At 60.9% G+C, this 14645-nt stretch carries 16 protein-coding genes and 2 rRNA genes; 10 read left to right on the top strand and 8 right to left on the bottom strand.

The window, feature by feature from the left end; all coding sequences use genetic code 11:
- From HB860_RS00005 to HB860_RS00020, 4 genes are all read left to right on the top strand, one after another.
- A 23S ribosomal RNA gene (locus tag HB860_RS00005) occupies positions 1–142 on the top strand; the annotation flags it as partial.
- Between the two features lie 121 nt (positions 143–263).
- A 5S ribosomal RNA gene (gene rrf / locus HB860_RS00010) occupies positions 264–378 on the top strand.
- Between the two features lie 384 nt (positions 379–762).
- The gene (tmaR, locus tag HB860_RS00015; protein WP_025328544.1) at positions 763–1080 is read left to right on the top strand and encodes a PTS system regulator TmaR; all 318 of its coding nucleotides are present in this window, start codon (positions 763–765) and stop codon (positions 1078–1080) included.
- Between the two features lie 214 nt (positions 1081–1294).
- Entirely contained in the window at positions 1295–4378 is a 3084-nt protein-coding gene (locus HB860_RS00020) for a transglycosylase domain-containing protein (RefSeq protein ID WP_247625371.1), read from the top strand.
- Positions 4379–4457: 79 nt separating this feature from the next.
- Here HB860_RS00020 and yjgA read toward each other — a convergent pair whose 3' ends face one another.
- On the bottom strand, positions 4458–4982 hold the full coding sequence (gene yjgA / locus HB860_RS00025; RefSeq protein ID WP_025328542.1) for a ribosome biogenesis factor YjgA: 525 nt from the start codon (positions 4980–4982) through the stop codon (positions 4458–4460).
- A 111-nt stretch (positions 4983–5093) separates the two neighbouring features.
- Between yjgA and pmbA the strand changes: the two genes are divergently transcribed.
- Positions 5094–6437 (top strand): metalloprotease PmbA, encoded by a 1344-nt coding sequence (pmbA, locus tag HB860_RS00030; protein ID WP_247625372.1) that lies wholly within the window; start codon positions 5094–5096, stop codon positions 6435–6437.
- Positions 6438–6517: 80 nt separating this feature from the next.
- On the opposite strand, the gene murA is transcribed toward pmbA, so the two are convergent.
- Genes murA through mlaF form a run of 7 tightly spaced genes read right to left on the bottom strand, consistent with a single transcriptional unit; the run spans position 6518 to position 11042 of the window.
- Positions 6518–7774: a UDP-N-acetylglucosamine 1-carboxyvinyltransferase gene (murA, locus tag HB860_RS00035; RefSeq protein WP_247625373.1), complete on the bottom strand. Its 1257-nt coding sequence runs from the start codon at positions 7772–7774 to the stop codon at positions 6518–6520.
- Positions 7775–7790: 16 nt separating this feature from the next.
- The gene (ibaG, locus tag HB860_RS00040) at positions 7791–8048 is read right to left on the bottom strand and encodes a BolA family iron metabolism protein IbaG (protein WP_005306001.1); all 258 of its coding nucleotides are present in this window, start codon (positions 8046–8048) and stop codon (positions 7791–7793) included.
- Complete coding sequence (locus tag HB860_RS00045; protein ID WP_139438927.1) at positions 8048–8320, bottom strand: STAS domain-containing protein; 273 nt, start codon at positions 8318–8320, stop codon at positions 8048–8050. The genes ibaG and HB860_RS00045 overlap by 1 nt, the downstream gene beginning before the upstream one ends.
- Complete coding sequence (gene mlaC, locus HB860_RS00050; RefSeq protein WP_139438925.1) at positions 8317–8952, bottom strand: phospholipid-binding protein MlaC; 636 nt, start codon at positions 8950–8952, stop codon at positions 8317–8319. Before mlaC ends, HB860_RS00045 begins: the two co-directional genes overlap by 4 nt.
- 2 nt (positions 8953–8954) lie before the next feature.
- On the bottom strand, positions 8955–9455 hold the full coding sequence (mlaD, locus tag HB860_RS00055; protein ID WP_106885624.1) for an outer membrane lipid asymmetry maintenance protein MlaD: 501 nt from the start codon (positions 9453–9455) through the stop codon (positions 8955–8957).
- A gap of 7 nt (positions 9456–9462) precedes the next feature.
- Positions 9463–10242 carry a lipid asymmetry maintenance ABC transporter permease subunit MlaE gene (gene mlaE, locus HB860_RS00060; RefSeq protein ID WP_139438920.1) on the bottom strand — a complete coding sequence of 260 codons (780 nt, stop codon included), beginning with the start codon at positions 10240–10242 and terminating at the stop codon, positions 9463–9465.
- Positions 10242–11042, bottom strand: a complete 801-nt coding sequence (gene mlaF / locus HB860_RS00065) for a phospholipid ABC transporter ATP-binding protein MlaF (RefSeq protein WP_139438919.1) — start codon at positions 11040–11042, stop codon at positions 10242–10244. Before mlaF ends, mlaE begins: the two co-directional genes overlap by 1 nt.
- A 206-nt stretch (positions 11043–11248) precedes the next feature.
- On the opposite strand from mlaF, the gene HB860_RS00070 reads away from it, so the two are divergent.
- Genes HB860_RS00070 through lptB form a run of 5 tightly spaced genes read left to right on the top strand, consistent with a single transcriptional unit; the run spans position 11249 to position 14598 of the window.
- Positions 11249–12244 (top strand): KpsF/GutQ family sugar-phosphate isomerase, encoded by a 996-nt coding sequence (locus tag HB860_RS00070; RefSeq protein ID WP_139438917.1) that lies wholly within the window; start codon positions 11249–11251, stop codon positions 12242–12244.
- Positions 12244–12798: a 3-deoxy-manno-octulosonate-8-phosphatase KdsC gene (gene kdsC / locus HB860_RS00075; RefSeq protein ID WP_247625374.1), complete on the top strand. Its 555-nt coding sequence runs from the start codon at positions 12244–12246 to the stop codon at positions 12796–12798. Before HB860_RS00070 ends, kdsC begins: the two co-directional genes overlap by 1 nt.
- Positions 12795–13355 (top strand): LPS export ABC transporter periplasmic protein LptC, encoded by a 561-nt coding sequence (gene lptC / locus HB860_RS00080; protein ID WP_139438913.1) that lies wholly within the window; start codon positions 12795–12797, stop codon positions 13353–13355. Before kdsC ends, lptC begins: the two co-directional genes overlap by 4 nt.
- On the top strand, positions 13342–13860 hold the full coding sequence (lptA, locus tag HB860_RS00085) for a lipopolysaccharide transport periplasmic protein LptA (protein ID WP_025328531.1): 519 nt from the start codon (positions 13342–13344) through the stop codon (positions 13858–13860). Before lptC ends, lptA begins: the two co-directional genes overlap by 14 nt.
- A 12-nt stretch (positions 13861–13872) precedes the next feature.
- A complete protein-coding gene (gene lptB / locus HB860_RS00090; RefSeq protein WP_010675872.1) occupies positions 13873–14598 on the top strand; it encodes an LPS export ABC transporter ATP-binding protein in 726 nt (241 codons plus the stop codon).
- Positions 14599–14645: the final 47 nt, after the last annotated feature.

Genomic DNA, 14645 nt, shown 5'->3' on the forward strand with positions numbered 1-14645 from the left:
GAAGCGAGCCCTGAGATGAGTCATCCCTGACCCCTTGAGGGTCCTAAAGGGCCGTTGGAGACCACAACGTTGATAGGCGGGGTGTGTAAGTGCAGCGATGCATTGAGCTAACCCGTACTAATTACCCGTGAGGCTTAACCATACAACACCCAAGAAGTGTTCTGGGCCTTGTAGCAAGTGCATGAACTACTCAAATTCAGTGATAGTGACAAGCCAAGCGCAACATCATTACTCACGTCAGCTTTCCGAGATTGAAGAATTTGCCTGGCGGCCATAGCGCCGTGGAACCACCTGATCCCATGCCGAACTCAGAAGTGAAACGCGGTAGCGCCGATGGTAGTGTGGCATTCGCCATGCGAGAGTAGGACACTGCCAGGCACCCAATACAAGAAACCCCGCTCACTGAGCGGGGTTTTTTATTGCCTGACGTTTCCCCAAAACCAGCCATTGCCTGCCGAGTTCGCGTCTGCTTGTTCCTTGCGTTCACCCGTTTCGTCAGTTGTTGGTGCTCATGAGCTCCGGCACCGAAGGCTTCGTCTGCCGCCGCGCCTGGCTCTGCACTCTCACCAGTTTTCCATTTGATTCCTCACGCGTCGCTATCCTGCCGAAAGCCGGCGTCGGGCCTGCAATTGGGGTTGTATCTGCATCATAACTCGGTAGAGTAAAGGGCATTCCGGGTTTGCCCATACCATGCCTTTGCTTCTCCATCTGGTATGAGAGCACCCCACCCGTTTTCATTCACCTTCAGTCAGTGGTACCGATATGGAACAAGTAAACAAGTCTACTTTCAGCGATGTGTTGGAATATGTGCGTATGTCCCGTCGTCAGAACAAGCTCAAGCGTGAAATCGCGGACAACGAGAAGAAGATCCGTGACAACCAGAAGCGGGTGCTGCTGCTCGACAACCTGAGCGACTATATCAAGCCCGGCATGAGCATCGACGAGGTGCAGGCCATCATCGCCAACATGCGCACCGATTACGAAGAGCGTGTTGATGATCACATCATCAAGAATGCCGAGCTTTCCAAGGAGCGCAAGGAGCTGAGCACCAAGCTCAAGGGCATGAGTACCAGCAAGTAAGCTCACACCGCCATTCCAGAACACCGGCTTCCAGCCGGTGTTTCATTTCCATTCGGCAGCTCGGATCTCTTGCCGCACTGCAACAATCGGCTCCCATTTTTACAATCGCCCTGTTAACATCGCTGCAAAGCGGTCAATAGTTTTCAAGCCCTTGACTTGAAACGACTAAGCTTGATTGAAAGACAATAAATTGCGCAACCATGGTGGGGCTTATATGGGCGCATCAAAACAGACGGATTCGAACAAAGTGGCATCTCAGGATTCATCCGTACCGCATGCGGACGGGCAATATCAGCGCAAGCGTCGCCCCTGGTGGCGCTGGTTGTTCTGTTTCATCTTTTTGCTCTGCCTGGCTGCCGTGATCGCCCTGGTCGGTTATGAAATGAAGACCTCCCGATTGCAGTCGCAGGAGATCTCCCGTTATGCCGCCAAGCTGACGTATGAGCTGGAACCCGGTCCCAGCAAGCAGATCACCTTCCCGGAAGATGGCCCCTTCGACAAGCGGCTCGGTTATGTGCTGATGCCGATGATCCAGGAGCGCCTCATCCAGCGCGGCTATCAGGTGAGCGAGCAGGTGCGTTTTTCCGATGCGCTTTACAACTACGCCAGCCATGGTTTCTTCGTCCCCTATACCGAGAAGGTGCAGGCGGGGCTGACGCTGCACGACTGCCGTGCCGAGCCTTTCTATCAATACAAGTACCCGACCCACTACTACCCTGATTTCAACTCCATTCCCCCTCTGGTCATACAGTCGCTGCTGTTTATCGAGAACCGGGAGCTGCTGAGCAATGAGCAGCCGCTGGCCAACCCGGCGGTAGACTGGCCCCGTTTCGCCAAGGCGGCGCTGTCCCAGGTGGGCAAGGCGCTGGACATGCAGGATCAATCCGCCGGGGGCAGTACGCTGGCGACCCAGGTGGAGAAGTATCGTCACTCCCCTGATGGTCTGACCCTGTCCCCCACCGAGAAGATCCGCCAGATGGCCTCGGCCAGCGTGCGGGCCTATCGATTGGGGCCAGAGACCCTGGAAGCCCGCAAACTGGTGGCCTGGGCCTATCTCAACTCGGTGCCGCTCTCGGCGGCTCCTGGTTATGGCGAGGTGCACGGCCTGGGGGATGGTCTCTGGGTCTGGTTCGGTGCCGATGTGGACGAGGTGAATCGCCTGCTGGATCCCGCGCGCAATCAGGACGCCACCCTGGCCGAGCAGGGGCTGGCGCTGCGCCAGGTGGTCTCCCTGATGATTGCCCACCGTCGCCCCTCCTACTATCTGGCCCAGGGGCGGGAGGCGCTGTCGACCCTGACGGACAGCTACCTGCGTCTGTTCGTGCAGGAGGGCATGATCACGCCGCCCTTGATGGAGTCGGCACTCAAGGCCAAGCTTGCGTTCCGCGACTTCCTGCAGGCGCCGGCGATCACCCGGGTCAATAACAACAAGGGGTTGCAGGTCGCGCGCACCCGCCTCAGTCGCCAGCTCGGGGTTCAGCTCTATGATCTGGACCGCATGGATCTGACGGCGGATACGACCCTCAACATGCCACTGCAAAATGACGTCTCCCGTTATCTGCAGCAGTTGGCGGACCCCACATTCGCCGCCCAGGTGGGACTGTTTGGTGAGCGCCTGCTCTCGCCGGAGAAGACGGGGGACGTGAAATACAGCTTCACCCTGTTCGAGAAGACGCCGGAAGGGGTCAAGGTGCGGGTGCAGACCGACAACACGGATCAGCCGTTCGACATCAATGAGGGCAGCAAGCTGGAGCTGGGCTCGACCGCCAAGCTGCGGGTGTTGACCACCTATCTGGAGATAGTGACCGAGCTGCATGACAGCTACGGGAACATGCCGGCCGAGAGCCTGCGCAAGATAGAGGTCTCCGATCAGGACAACATCAGCCGTTGGGCCATCGCCTACCTGATGAGTGCCAAGGACAAGAGCCTGCCCGTGATGCTGGAGGCGGCGCTGGATCGCAAATACTCCGCCAGCCCCTATGAGGGCTTCTTCACCGGCGGCGGCATGCACACCTTCAACAACTTCCGCAAGGAAGACAATGGCCGAATTCCGCCTATCCGCGACGCCTTGCGCGAATCCATCAACCTGCCCTTCGTGCGGCTGATGCGGGACATAGTGCGCTACAGCCTCTACAAGGAAGGCAACCGCGCCCAGTTGCTCAAGGATGACAAGGATCCCCGTCGTACCGAGTATCTGGCCAAGTTTGCCGACAAGGAGGGCCAGACCTATCTGCTGCGCTTCTGGCGCAAATATCGCGGCAAGACCACGGATGAGCAGCTCGATACTTTCCTCGACGGCCTCAAGCCCAGCGCAGTGCGCCTCGCGGCCGTGCATCGCTACCTGATGCCGGAAGCGTCACAGGCCGACTTTGCCGCCTTCCTGGCGAAGCGCCTGCCGCGGGACAAGCTGAGCGACAAGCGAGTCGAGCAGCTCTACACCAGCTATGGTCCTGGCAAGTATTCACTGCCGGATCAGGGCTATATCGCCCGCGTCCACCCGCTGGAGCTGTGGCTGCTCTCCTATCTCAGGGAGTTTGACAAGGCCACCTTCGCCGATGCGGTCGCGGCCAGCCGGGATGAGCGTCAGGAGGTCTACAGCTGGCTGTTCAAGACCCGCCATCGCAGCGCCCGGGATAGCCGGATCCGCACCATGCTGGAGGTCGAGGCCTTCCTCGACATCCATCAGCGCTGGGCACGCCTGGGCTATCCGTTTGATCACCTGGTTCCCTCCCTGGCGACCGCTCTTGGCAGCTCGGGAGACAGACCCGCCGCTTTGGCCGAGTTGATGGGGATCATCCAGAACGGCGGCATGCGGGCACCGACCCTGCGGATCGAGCATCTCTCCTTCGCCAAGGACACCCCCTTCGCCACCGCGTTCGAGCCGGCCAACACCCAGGGTGTTCGGGTGATGCCGGTCGAGGTGGCCAATGCTCTGCGCAATGCCCTCTCCAAGGTGGTGGAAGGCGGTACGGCGCGGCGCATCGCCGGTGCCTTTGCCTTGCAGGATGGCACTGTGCTGTCGTTGGGGGGCAAGACGGGGACGGGGGACAACAGGATCGAGACGGTCGGCCGCTACGGCAATGTCACCAGCTCGCTGGCGCGCAACCGGACCGCGACCTTTGTCTTTTACATAGGGGATGATCACTTCGGTACCCTGACGGCCTATGTGCCCGGCAGCCAGTCCGACAAGTTCCGCTTCACCTCGGCACTGCCGGTACAGGTCCTCAAGGGGATGGCGCCCTTGCTGGTACCCTATCTGCAACCGGGCACACACACCCAGTGCTTGCCGGGCAGCTGACGGCGCATAAAAAAACGGGGCCAGTTTGGCCCCGTTTTTGTTTCTGTCGGCGGCAGGTGTCCCGCGCCGACATTGTGACTCACAGCAGATCTTCTATCTCGCCGCGCAGGTACTGGTACATCTCGCGATAGGCCACCGGCGGCTTGTTCAGCTCCCGCTCCTTGTTGGCGGTGCGGATCAGCTGGCGCAGCTTCTGGCGATCCAGCTCGTGGAACTGGGACATCAGCTCGTTGAGGGCGCTGTCACCCTCGGTGATCAGGCGCTCACGCCACTGCTCCAGCCGGTGCAGGCGGGCATTCACGGTGGAGTGACGCATCTTGATGATGGAGAGGGCTTCCTCGATCTGCTCTATATCCCGGCTGCGCATCAGGCGGCCGATGAACTGCAGGTGGCGGCGGAAGGACTCGTCCTTCTTGGGCTTGAGCTTGCGGCCCAGCTCGACGGCTTCGGCCAGCTCTTCATCCAGCGGGATCCGTTCCAGCTCGCTGTGGCTCAGGGAGACTATCTCGGCTCCCAGTTTCTGCAGTGCCTCGGCGTCGCGCTTGAGCTGGCTCTTGCTGGGACCCCAATCGTCCAATTCGTTGTCGTCTTGATACTGACTCATCGGTCTCTGATTCCTGTCATTCGCGTTGGGGGATATGTTACCAGCTTCTCCCGCTGGGCGCAGGGGTCTGATATGCTTAGCCCCTTTCCTTCCTTCATACAGATGTGAGTTATGGACCAGCAAGATCAAATTCGCCAGGATCAAGCCCATCTCGAGGCGGTGGTCGCCGAGGCCCTGGAGATAGCCAGAGGGCTGGGCGCCGGGCTTGCGGAAGTTTCCATCAGCAAGCAGACAGGGCTGTCGGTGAATACCCGGGGCTGTGAGCTGGAAAGCATCGAGTTCAACAAGGATGGAGCGCTCGGCATCGCCGTCTATCGCAATGGCTGCAAGGGATCCTCCTCGACCACGGATCTCGGCAAGCCTGCCATTCGCGCCGCCGTCGAAGCGGCCATGGAGATTGCCCGCCACACCTCCCCCGATGAGTATGCCGGCCTGGCGGATGCCGAACTGCTGGCCTGGGATGCCCCGGATCTGCAACTCTGTCACTCCATCGAACTGGATCCCCAGCGTGGCATCGAGCTGGCCATCGAGTGCGAGCGGTTGGCCCTGGGGCGCGATGCCCGCATCAAGCACTCCGATGGCGCCAGCTTTTCAAGCCATCTGGGGGTCAAGGTCTATGGCAACAGCCATGGCTTCGTCAAAGGCTACGCGGCGTCGCGCAACTCCCTGAGCTGCGTGCTGATCGGCGAGCAGGATGGCGACATGCAGCGGGACTATGGCTACTCCTCCAGCCGCGCCCTCTCCGGCCTCTGGACCCCGCAGCGCATCGCCGACGAGGCGGTGGAGCGCACCGTCTCCCGTCTGGGGGCCCGCAAGATCAGCACCCGCCACGCCCCCGTGCTGTTTCATCCCGACACCGCCGCGGGCCTGTGGGGTCATCTGGTGATGGCCATCAGCGGCGGCAACCTCTATCGCAAGTCGAGCTTCCTGCTGGACAAGCTGGGCAAGCAGATCCTGCCCGAGTGGCTCAGCATCCAGGAGTTTCCCCACCTGCTGGGGGGGCTCGCCAGTACCCCCTTCGACGGCGAAGGGGTGCGTACCCGCGACATGGACATAGTGCGCAATGGCGAGCTGATGAGCTGGCTGCTCACCTCCTACTCGGCCCGCAAGCTGGGGCTGACCACCACGGGCCACGCCGGTGGCATCCATAACTGGCAGGTCTCCAATACCGGCCAGGACTTCCAGGGCATGCTCAAGGAGATGGGCACAGGCCTGTTGGTGACCGAGCTGATGGGGCAGGGGGTCAACATCGTCAATGGTGACTACTCCCGCGGCGCCGCCGGTTTCTGGGTGGAGAATGGCGAGATCCTCTATCCGGTTGAGGAGATCACCATAGCCGGCAACCTGGCCGACATGTTCAGCACCCTGGTGGCGGTGGGGAACGACGAGGACGAGCGATCCAGCCTCAAGACGGGCTCTGTGCTGGTCGAGCAGATGAAGCTGGCGGGGCACTGAATCGCCAGACCACGGAAATGGAAAAGGCCCCCTCGCCTGGCGAGGGGGCCTTTTTATTGCTCATCGGCAGGGAGTGACGATCACTCCTTGATGCGCTCTATGCAGCCGCCCAGACCCTGCAGCTTGTGCTCGATGTCTTCATAGCCACGGTCGATGTGATAGATGCGCTCGACCATGGTGGTGCCTTCGGCCACGAAGCCGGCGAGGACCAGGCTGGCGGAGGCGCGCAGATCGGTTGCCATCACCTGGGCACCCTTGAGTTGCTCGGTGTCGCGGCAGATGGCCACGTTGCCTTGCAGTTCGATGTCCGCGCCCATACGTACCAGCTCGGGCACGTGCATGAAGCGGTTCTCGAAGATGGTCTCGGTGACCATGCCGGTACCCTTGGCCACCGCGTTCAGCACGGTGAACTGTGCCTGCATGTCGGTCGGGAAGGCCGGGTAGGGGGCGGTCTTGATGGTGACCGGCTTGAGGGTACGGCCCGTCATGTCGAGGGAGATCCAGTCTTCCCCCTTCTCGATGAGCGCACCGGCCTCTTCCAGCTTGACCAGTACGGCTTCCAGCAGGGAAGGGTCCGTCTTGCGGCAGGTGATCTTGCCACCGGTGACGGCGGCGCCCACCAGGAAGGTACCGGTCTCGATGCGATCCGGCTGGACGCTGTAGCTGCCGCCGTGCAGACGCTCGACCCCGTCGATGGTCAGGGTGTCGGTACCCGCACCCAGGATCCTGGCGCCCAGGGCGTTGAGGAAGTTGGCGAGATCGACCACTTCCGGCTCGCGGGCGGCGTTCTCGATCACGGTGCGACCGTCGGCCAGGGTAGCGGCCATCATCAGGTTCTCGGTGCCGGTGACGGAGATCATGTCCATCAGGATGTGGGCACCCTTGAGGCGACCGTCGACACGGGCCTTGATGTAGCCATCTTCGATGGCGATCTTGGCGCCCATCAGCTCGAGGCCGTGGACATGCAGGTTGACCGGACGGGCACCGATGGCGCAGCCGCCGGGCAGGGAGACGTCAGCCGCGCCAAAACGGGCGGCCAGCGGGCCCAGCGCCAGTATGGAGGCGCGCATGGTCTTCACCAGCTCGTAGGGGGCGACGTGGTTGTTCACGGCGCCGGTCAGCACGGTCACGTTGCCGTTGACCTTGGTGCTGGCACCCAGCATCTCCAGCAGCTTGAGGGTGGTACCCACGTCTTTGAGACGCGGCACATTCGAGAGCTGGATCTCCTCGTCGCACAGCAGGGTGGCGAACAGGATCGGCAGGGCGGCGTTTTTGGCGCCGGAGATGGTCACTTCACCGGAGAGGGTGCAGGGGCCGGTGATCTTGAATTTGTCCATTTACTTAGATACCAAATCAGGAGGGCAGTAGAAATTTACGTTCGCGCTTCCATTCGGCATCGGTAAAGGCCTTGATGGAGAGGGCGTGGATGGCGTTGCTGGCGATCTTGTCCATCAGCGGGGCATAGATGGCCTGCTGCTTCTTGACCCGGCTCATGCCGTCAAACATGTCGCCGACCGCAATCACCTGATAGTGACTGCCGTCGCCTTTGACATGGACTTCGGACAATGGCAAAGCCTCAAGGAGTATCGCTTCAATTTCAGAGACTTGCATTATGCGTCCTCGGTGTTGGGCGGGGTGGGTTGAAACAGACTGGCCACCCCGTAAAGGTTGGCCAGGGTATAGAAATCAGTGGAGGCGCCCACCAGTTGCGGCGTGCCTCCCCGTGTCAGGGTGGCTTTGGCCCACTTGACCAGCAGGGCCAGGCCGGCGGAATCCAGGGTGGTGACCCCGCTCATATCGAGCGCGTCATCTTGCCACCACTCGGATCGCCGTTGCCACAGGGCGTTGACCTGCGGCGCCTGCAGCTCCCCCTGGAGTGTCATGACTTGAGCACCAGCGGCTTGGCATTATGCTCGCGCAACTGGGCGATCACCGCATCTATGCCGTTCTGGCGAATGAGGCCACCCAGCTCGCTCTGCTTGGCAGAGAGCAGGCTGATCCCCTCGGCAACCATGTCGAAGGCCTTCCATTCACCGGTCTTGTTGTTCTTGCGCAGCTTGAACTCGAGGAAGATGTCCGGCTTGCCGGCCTCTTTCACGCTGACGTTGACGGCGGTGATGTTGCTGTCACCGGGCGCCTTGCCAGGCTGGACCTTGACGGTCTGCTTGTCGAAATGGGCCAGGGCATCGGCGTAGGAGCTCACCATGTACTCGGTGAACACCTGGACGAAGGCATCACGCTGGGCCGGGGTGGTCTCCTTGATCTGGTTGCCGAGCACCTTGTAGGCGGCGAAGCGGTTGTCCACATAGGGCAGCAGCTCTTCGCGGATGATCACCCTCAGGTGATCCGGGTTGCTCTTGACCTGGGACTTGTCCGCCTTCAGGCGGGCGAAGGTCTGCTGGGCAGCCTGATCCACCAGGGCATAGGGATCGGAGGCATTGACCGCCGCCAGGGCGGAGACGGAAAACAGCATGCTGGTCATCAGACCCAGCAGCAGGGCGATCTTCTTGAACATGGTTACTCCTTGGTTGCTGGCGTATCGGTGGCCGGGGAAGACTGGCTGTACAGGAACTTGCCAATCAGGTCTTCCAGCACGATGGCGGACTTGGTGTCTTCTATCATGTCGCCATCCTTGAGCATGCTGGTGCCCATCTCTTCATCGGTGAAACCCGGAGCCAGGCCGACATACTGCTCGCCCAGCAGACCCGAGGTCAGGATGGAGAGGGTGCTGGTTTCGGAGAACTCACCGGCACTCTTCTGCATCTGCAGGGAGACGATGGGCACCTGGCTCTTGGCATCCAGCGTGATGTCACTGACTCGACCGACGACGACGCCGCCGACCTTGACCGGCGAGCGTACTTTCAGGCCGCCGATATTATCGAAATGGGCGCGCAGGGTATAGGTTTCTCCTTCCGGTTTGAAACTCAATCCCGCCACTTGCAGTGCCAACGCCAGAATGGCTGCGATGCCAGCCAGCATGAAGGCACCGACCAGGAATTCTACTTTGCTGAACTTCATCTTTCCCTTATCCAAACATGACTGCGGTGAGTATAAAATCCAGACCGAGCACGGCCAGGGATGAGTGGACCACGGTACGGGTCGTCGCCTGACTGATCCCGGCCGAGGTCGGCTTGGCATCATAGCCATTGAAGAGCGCGATCCAGGTCACCACCAGGGCGAATATCACACTCTTGATGGCCCCTTGCATGATGTCGTCCTGCCAGTCGACGGAGGCCTGCATGGCAGACCAGAAGCTGCCCTCATCCACCCCCAGCCAGTCGACCCCGACCAGTTTGCCGCCGAAGATGCCGATCAGGCTGAACATGAAGGCCAGCAGCGGCATGCTGATGGCCCCAGCCCAGAAGCGGGGCGCCACTACCCGGCGCAGGGGATCCACCGCCATCATCTCCAGGCTGGAGAGCTGCTCGGTGGCCTTCATCAGGCCGATCTCGGCGGTGAGAGCCGAACCCGCACGACCGGCAAACAGCAGGGCGGTAACCACGGGGCCCAGCTCCCGCAGCAGGGAGAGGGAGACCAGGGGCCCCAGACTCTGCTCGGCGCCGAAGTCCTTCAGTACGTTGTAACCCTGCAAGGAGAGCACCATGCCGATGAAGAGGCCGGACACCAGTATGATGGCGACCGATTGTACTCCCACTACATAGAGCTGCTGTACCAGCAGGGGGAAGTGCTTGCGGGGCTCGGGTTTGCCCGCCAGCGCGTGAAACAGCATGATGGTGGCGCGGCCGACGGCGCTGATGAACCGCACCCCGCTCCGCCCCAGCTTGCTTATCTGACTTATCAACATCACAGATCCTGTAGCAGATCGCCTGCCGGAAAATGAAACGGAACAGGACCATCGGGCAATCCCTTGAGGAACTGCTCGACCTCGGGATTGTGCTCCTCGCGCAGTTGCTCCGGCGTGCCCTGCGCCACCACCCTGCGGTTGGCGATGATGTAGGCGTAGTCGGCGATGCTCAGCACCTCCTTCACATCGTGGGTGACGATGACGGAGGTGATGCCGAGGGCATCGTTGAGTTCCTTGATGAGCTTGACCAGCACCGCCATGGTGATGGGATCCTGGCCGACGAAGGGCTCGTCATACATGATGAGATCCGGATCCAGCGCGATGGATCTGGCCAGGGCAGCACGACGGGCCATGCCGCCGGAGAGCTCGGAGGGCATCAGGCGGGCGGCACCACGCAGACCCACCGCCTGCAGCTTCATCATGACGATGGTGTGGATCAGCTCTTCCGGCAGACCCGAGTGTTCCCGCAGCGGGAAGGCCACGTTGTCGAACACCGTCATGCCGGTGAACAGGGCGCCGCTCTGAAACAGCATGCTCATCCGCTTGCGCACCTCATACAGGCGGCCGCGGGAGAGGGTGGGGATATCTTCCCCGTCAAACAGAATATGACCGGACTCAGGCTTGAGCTGGCCACCGATCAGGCGCAGCAAGGTGGTCTTGCCGATGCCGCTGGGGCCCATGACGGCGGTGACCTTGCCACGGGGAATGGTCAGGTTGATCCTGTCGTACAGCAACCTATCTCCGTGACTGAAGGTCAGGTCGGAGATGGTGATCAGGTCATCGTTCAAACAATTGTCCATCCGGTATAAATGAAGAGCGAATTTTATGGGCTAGTCTAGGTCTAAGCAACAGCAAGGAACAACTATTGAGCGGCTTTGCCCCCCAAATACGCGACAGTTTTATGTAACAACTTGCATCAGCGGCAGAGCGTCCCGCATCCGATTCGCTTATCTCGGCAGACTTTTTTATAATCCCGCAGCAAATTTCGGCCCGGAGCTGTGCCTTTATGTCTGTAAAGCCTGAAAAAGTGTCTGAATTGTTCGATTTCCGTCGCAGTGCCCGTGCGGTGCTGGACATAGAAAAACAAGCCATCGATGGACTCTACCAGTACCTCGACGAAACCTTCGAGCGCGCCTGCGAGATGGTGCTGCGCTGCGCCGGCAAGATAGTGGTCACCGGCATGGGCAAGTCGGGCCATGTCGGCAACAAGATTGCCGCTACCCTGGCCAGCACCGGGACGCCCGCCTTCTTCCTCCACCCTGGCGAAGCCAGCCACGGGGATCTGGGGATGATCTCCGCCGGGGACCTCATCATCGCCATCTCCAACTCAGGCGAGAGTGACGAGATCCTGGCCCTGCTGCCGGTGCTCAAGCGCCGCGGCATTCCGCTCATCTGCATGACAGGCAACCCGGCTTCCACCATGGCGAAAGAGGCCAATGTGCACCTGTGCATCAAGGTGGAGAAAGAGGCCTGCCCGCTGGGTCTGGCCCCGACCTCAAGCACCACGGCGACCCTGGTGATGGGGGACGCCCTGGCCGTGGCCCTGCTGGAAGCTCGCGGTTTCACCGCCGATGACTTCGCGCTCTCGCACCCGGGCGGATCGCTGGGCAAGCGGCTGCTGCTGCGGGTCGGCGATCTGATGCACAGTGGCGAGCTGTTGCCCCGGGTGGGGATAGATGCCACCATCAGCCAGGCGCTGCTGGAAGTGAGCCGCAAGGGGCTCGGCATGACGGCTGTGGTGGATGGGCAGGGGCTGCTGGCCGGTCTGTTCACCGACGGTGACCTGCGCCGGATCCTGGATCTGCAGGTGGACATTCACCACACCCCGATCAGCCGCGTAATGACGGCCAACTGTGTTACCGTAGGGCCTGAGATGATGGCGGCCGAGGCCGTCAAACTGATGGAAACCAGAAAGATTAACGGATTGCTGGTGGTGGATGAGGAACGGCGACCACTTGGCGCCTTCAACATGCACGACCTGCTGAGAGCCGGGGTGATTTGATGCAAGACGTACCGACCCTCTATGGTCCGGTGACGCGCAGCCAGTACGAGAAGGCGGCGCAGATCCGCCTGCTGGTGTGTGACGTGGATGGGGTGCTCTCCAATGGCTTCATCTATATGGGCAACCAGGGGGAAGAGCTGAAAACCTTCTGCACCCGCGACGGTGCTGGCATGCGTGCCCTGCTCAACGCCGGCATCGAGATCGCCATCATCACAGGGCGCAACTCCCGTATCGTCAGCGATCGGATGAGGGGCCTGGGGGTGCGGCACCTGGTGCAGGGGGCGGATCAGAAGCTGCCCCACTTCGAGGCGCTGCTGACCAAGCTGGGCCTGACACCGGAGCAGGCCGCCTATATGGGGGACGACACCATAGATCTGCCGGTGATGCAGGCCTGCGGCCTCGGCATTGCGGTGGCGGATGCCCACCCGCTGGTGCTGGCTCGTGCCGATCTGGTGACCCGCCTCGGGGGCGGAGTGGGCGCGGTGCGCGAGGTGTGCGATCTCATCCTGCAGGCGCAGGGCCTGGGCGACTACCAACCCGAGGCTTCGGTATGAACAAGCAGACGTTTCTGTTCGGCCTGCTGTTTCTGGCGGCGCTGGCCGCCTGGCAGCTCGGCGAGATCGAGCTGGCGCCCGAACCGGCTGCCAAGGTAGAGAACTATCAACCGGACTTCACCGCCAAGAACCTGGTCACCACCCGCTTCAACGAGCAGGGCAAGCGGACCGAGCGGTTGGAGTCCGAATATGCGGAGTATTACCAGATCCTCGAGCAGGCCACCTTCGACAAACCGGTGGTCTACATGTTCGATGAGCAGGGGGAGGCCGAGTGGAAGGTCACGGCCGAAACCGGGGTGCTCAACACAGATGACAACGTGATCCTGCGTGACAAGGTCCATCTGGACGGCCTGCTGCCGGCGTCTTTCATCTCCACGCTGGACACCCCCTATCTGGAGCTGGATCTGGTGACCCAGGACGTGAGAAGCAACCAGCACATCAGCATAGTGGGTCAGGAATTCCAGACCGAGGGCGTTGGCCTGAAGGGCCATCTGGATCGTAAATATTTCGAATTACTGGATAAAGGCCATGCCACTTATTTCAATGAAAAACGTTAATCTGGCCCTCGCGGCCCTGCTGCTGTGCAGTACAGTGAGCGCCAAAGAGTCCGACTTTGCCGAGAAGGTCTATGTGGATGCGGTCAAGCAAGTGGCCGAGATGCAGGACAACCGCATCACCTTCAGCGAAGACGTGATCATCACCCAGGGCACCATCAAGATTAAGGCCGACAAGGTGGTGGTGATCCGCTCCGGCGACAAGGGCGCAGAGGTGATGACCGCCTATGGCAATCCCGCCACCTTCTTCCAGATCCTGGACAATGGCAAGCCGGTCAATGCCCACGGCAACAGCATTCGCTACGAGCTGAAGAACCGCCTGGTCACCATCACGGGCAACGGTCAGCTCAAGCAGGAAGACAGCCAGGTCACCGGCGACCTCATCCGCTACGACATCGTCAAACAGAAGATGATCGCCGAGAGCAAGGGGCCCACCCAGCGCGTCAAAACGGTGTTCCTGCCGGATCAGGTAGAAAACTTCGACAAACCCGCCGATCAGAAGAAGTAGGAAACAGAAGCCATGGCAGTGTTAAAAGCAACGGGTTTGCAGAAGAGCTACAAGCGCCGCATGGTGGTCAGCGACGTGAGCCTGGAAGTGGGCACCGGCCAGATAGTGGGGCTGCTCGGCCCGAATGGTGCCGGCAAGACCACCTCCTTCTACATGATCGTGGGCCTGGTGCAGCGGGATGCGGGTCTCATCACCATCGACGAGCAGGACATCAGCCTGCAGCCCATGCATATCCGCGCCCGCAATGGCATCGGCTACCTGCCCCAGGAGGCCTCCATCTTCCGGCGCCTGTCGGTGTTCGACAACCTGATGGGGGTCATGCAGACCCGCAAGGGGTTGAGCCGCGAGGAGCGTGAGGATAAGGTCGAGCAGTTGCTGGAAGAGTTCAACATCACCCATATTCGCGACAGCCTGGGTCAGAGCCTGTCTGGCGGGGAGCGACGCCGGGTCGAGATTGCCCGGGCGCTGGCGGCAGAGCCGCGATTCATCCTGTTGGATGAACCCTTTGCAGGTGTTGATCCCATTTCGGTCATAGACATCAAGAAGATCATCCAGCATCTGAAGGAAAGAGGGCTGGGCGTACTGATCACGGACCACAACGTCAGAGAGACGCTGGATGTGTGCGAGAAGGCCTACATCGTCAGCCACGGCAAGATGATTGCCGAGGGCGCTCCGGCCGACATCCTCGCCGATGAGCAGGTCAAGCGCGTCTATTTGGGCGATCAATTCAGTCTATAGTAAGGGGGCACCCCTCATTTTTGTTAGGTGACTGCCTCGCTGAACAT

Source organism: Aeromonas genomosp. paramedia (genome assembly GCF_023093515.1).
GTDB lineage: Bacteria > Pseudomonadota > Gammaproteobacteria > Enterobacterales > Aeromonadaceae > Aeromonas.

Bases quoted from the DNA above. Each gene is read 5' to 3' on its own strand.
- tmaR (WP_025328544.1), top strand. From the start codon at position 763: ATGGAACAAGTAAACAAGTCTACTTTCAGCGATGTGTTGGAATATGTG.
- HB860_RS00020 (WP_247625371.1), top strand. From the start codon at position 1,295: ATGGGCGCATCAAAACAGACGGATTCGAACAAAGTGGCATCTCAGGAT.
- yjgA (WP_025328542.1), bottom strand. From the start codon at position 4,982: ATGAGTCAGTATCAAGACGACAACGAATTGGACGATTGGGGTCCCAGC.
- pmbA (WP_247625372.1), top strand. From the start codon at position 5,094: ATGGACCAGCAAGATCAAATTCGCCAGGATCAAGCCCATCTCGAGGCG.
- murA (WP_247625373.1), bottom strand. From the start codon at position 7,774: ATGGACAAATTCAAGATCACCGGCCCCTGCACCCTCTCCGGTGAAGTG.
- ibaG (WP_005306001.1), bottom strand. From the start codon at position 8,048: ATGCAAGTCTCTGAAATTGAAGCGATACTCCTTGAGGCTTTGCCATTG.
- HB860_RS00045 (WP_139438927.1), bottom strand. From the start codon at position 8,320: ATGACACTCCAGGGGGAGCTGCAGGCGCCGCAGGTCAACGCCCTGTGG.
- mlaC (WP_139438925.1), bottom strand. From the start codon at position 8,952: ATGTTCAAGAAGATCGCCCTGCTGCTGGGTCTGATGACCAGCATGCTG.
- mlaD (WP_106885624.1), bottom strand. From the start codon at position 9,455: ATGAAGTTCAGCAAAGTAGAATTCCTGGTCGGTGCCTTCATGCTGGCT.
- mlaE (WP_139438920.1), bottom strand. From the start codon at position 10,242: ATGTTGATAAGTCAGATAAGCAAGCTGGGGCGGAGCGGGGTGCGGTTC.
- mlaF (WP_139438919.1), bottom strand. From the start codon at position 11,042: ATGGACAATTGTTTGAACGATGACCTGATCACCATCTCCGACCTGACC.
- HB860_RS00070 (WP_139438917.1), top strand. From the start codon at position 11,249: ATGTCTGTAAAGCCTGAAAAAGTGTCTGAATTGTTCGATTTCCGTCGC.
- kdsC (WP_247625374.1), top strand. From the start codon at position 12,244: ATGCAAGACGTACCGACCCTCTATGGTCCGGTGACGCGCAGCCAGTAC.
- lptC (WP_139438913.1), top strand. From the start codon at position 12,795: ATGAACAAGCAGACGTTTCTGTTCGGCCTGCTGTTTCTGGCGGCGCTG.
- lptA (WP_025328531.1), top strand. From the start codon at position 13,342: ATGAAAAACGTTAATCTGGCCCTCGCGGCCCTGCTGCTGTGCAGTACA.
- lptB (WP_010675872.1), top strand. From the start codon at position 13,873: ATGGCAGTGTTAAAAGCAACGGGTTTGCAGAAGAGCTACAAGCGCCGC.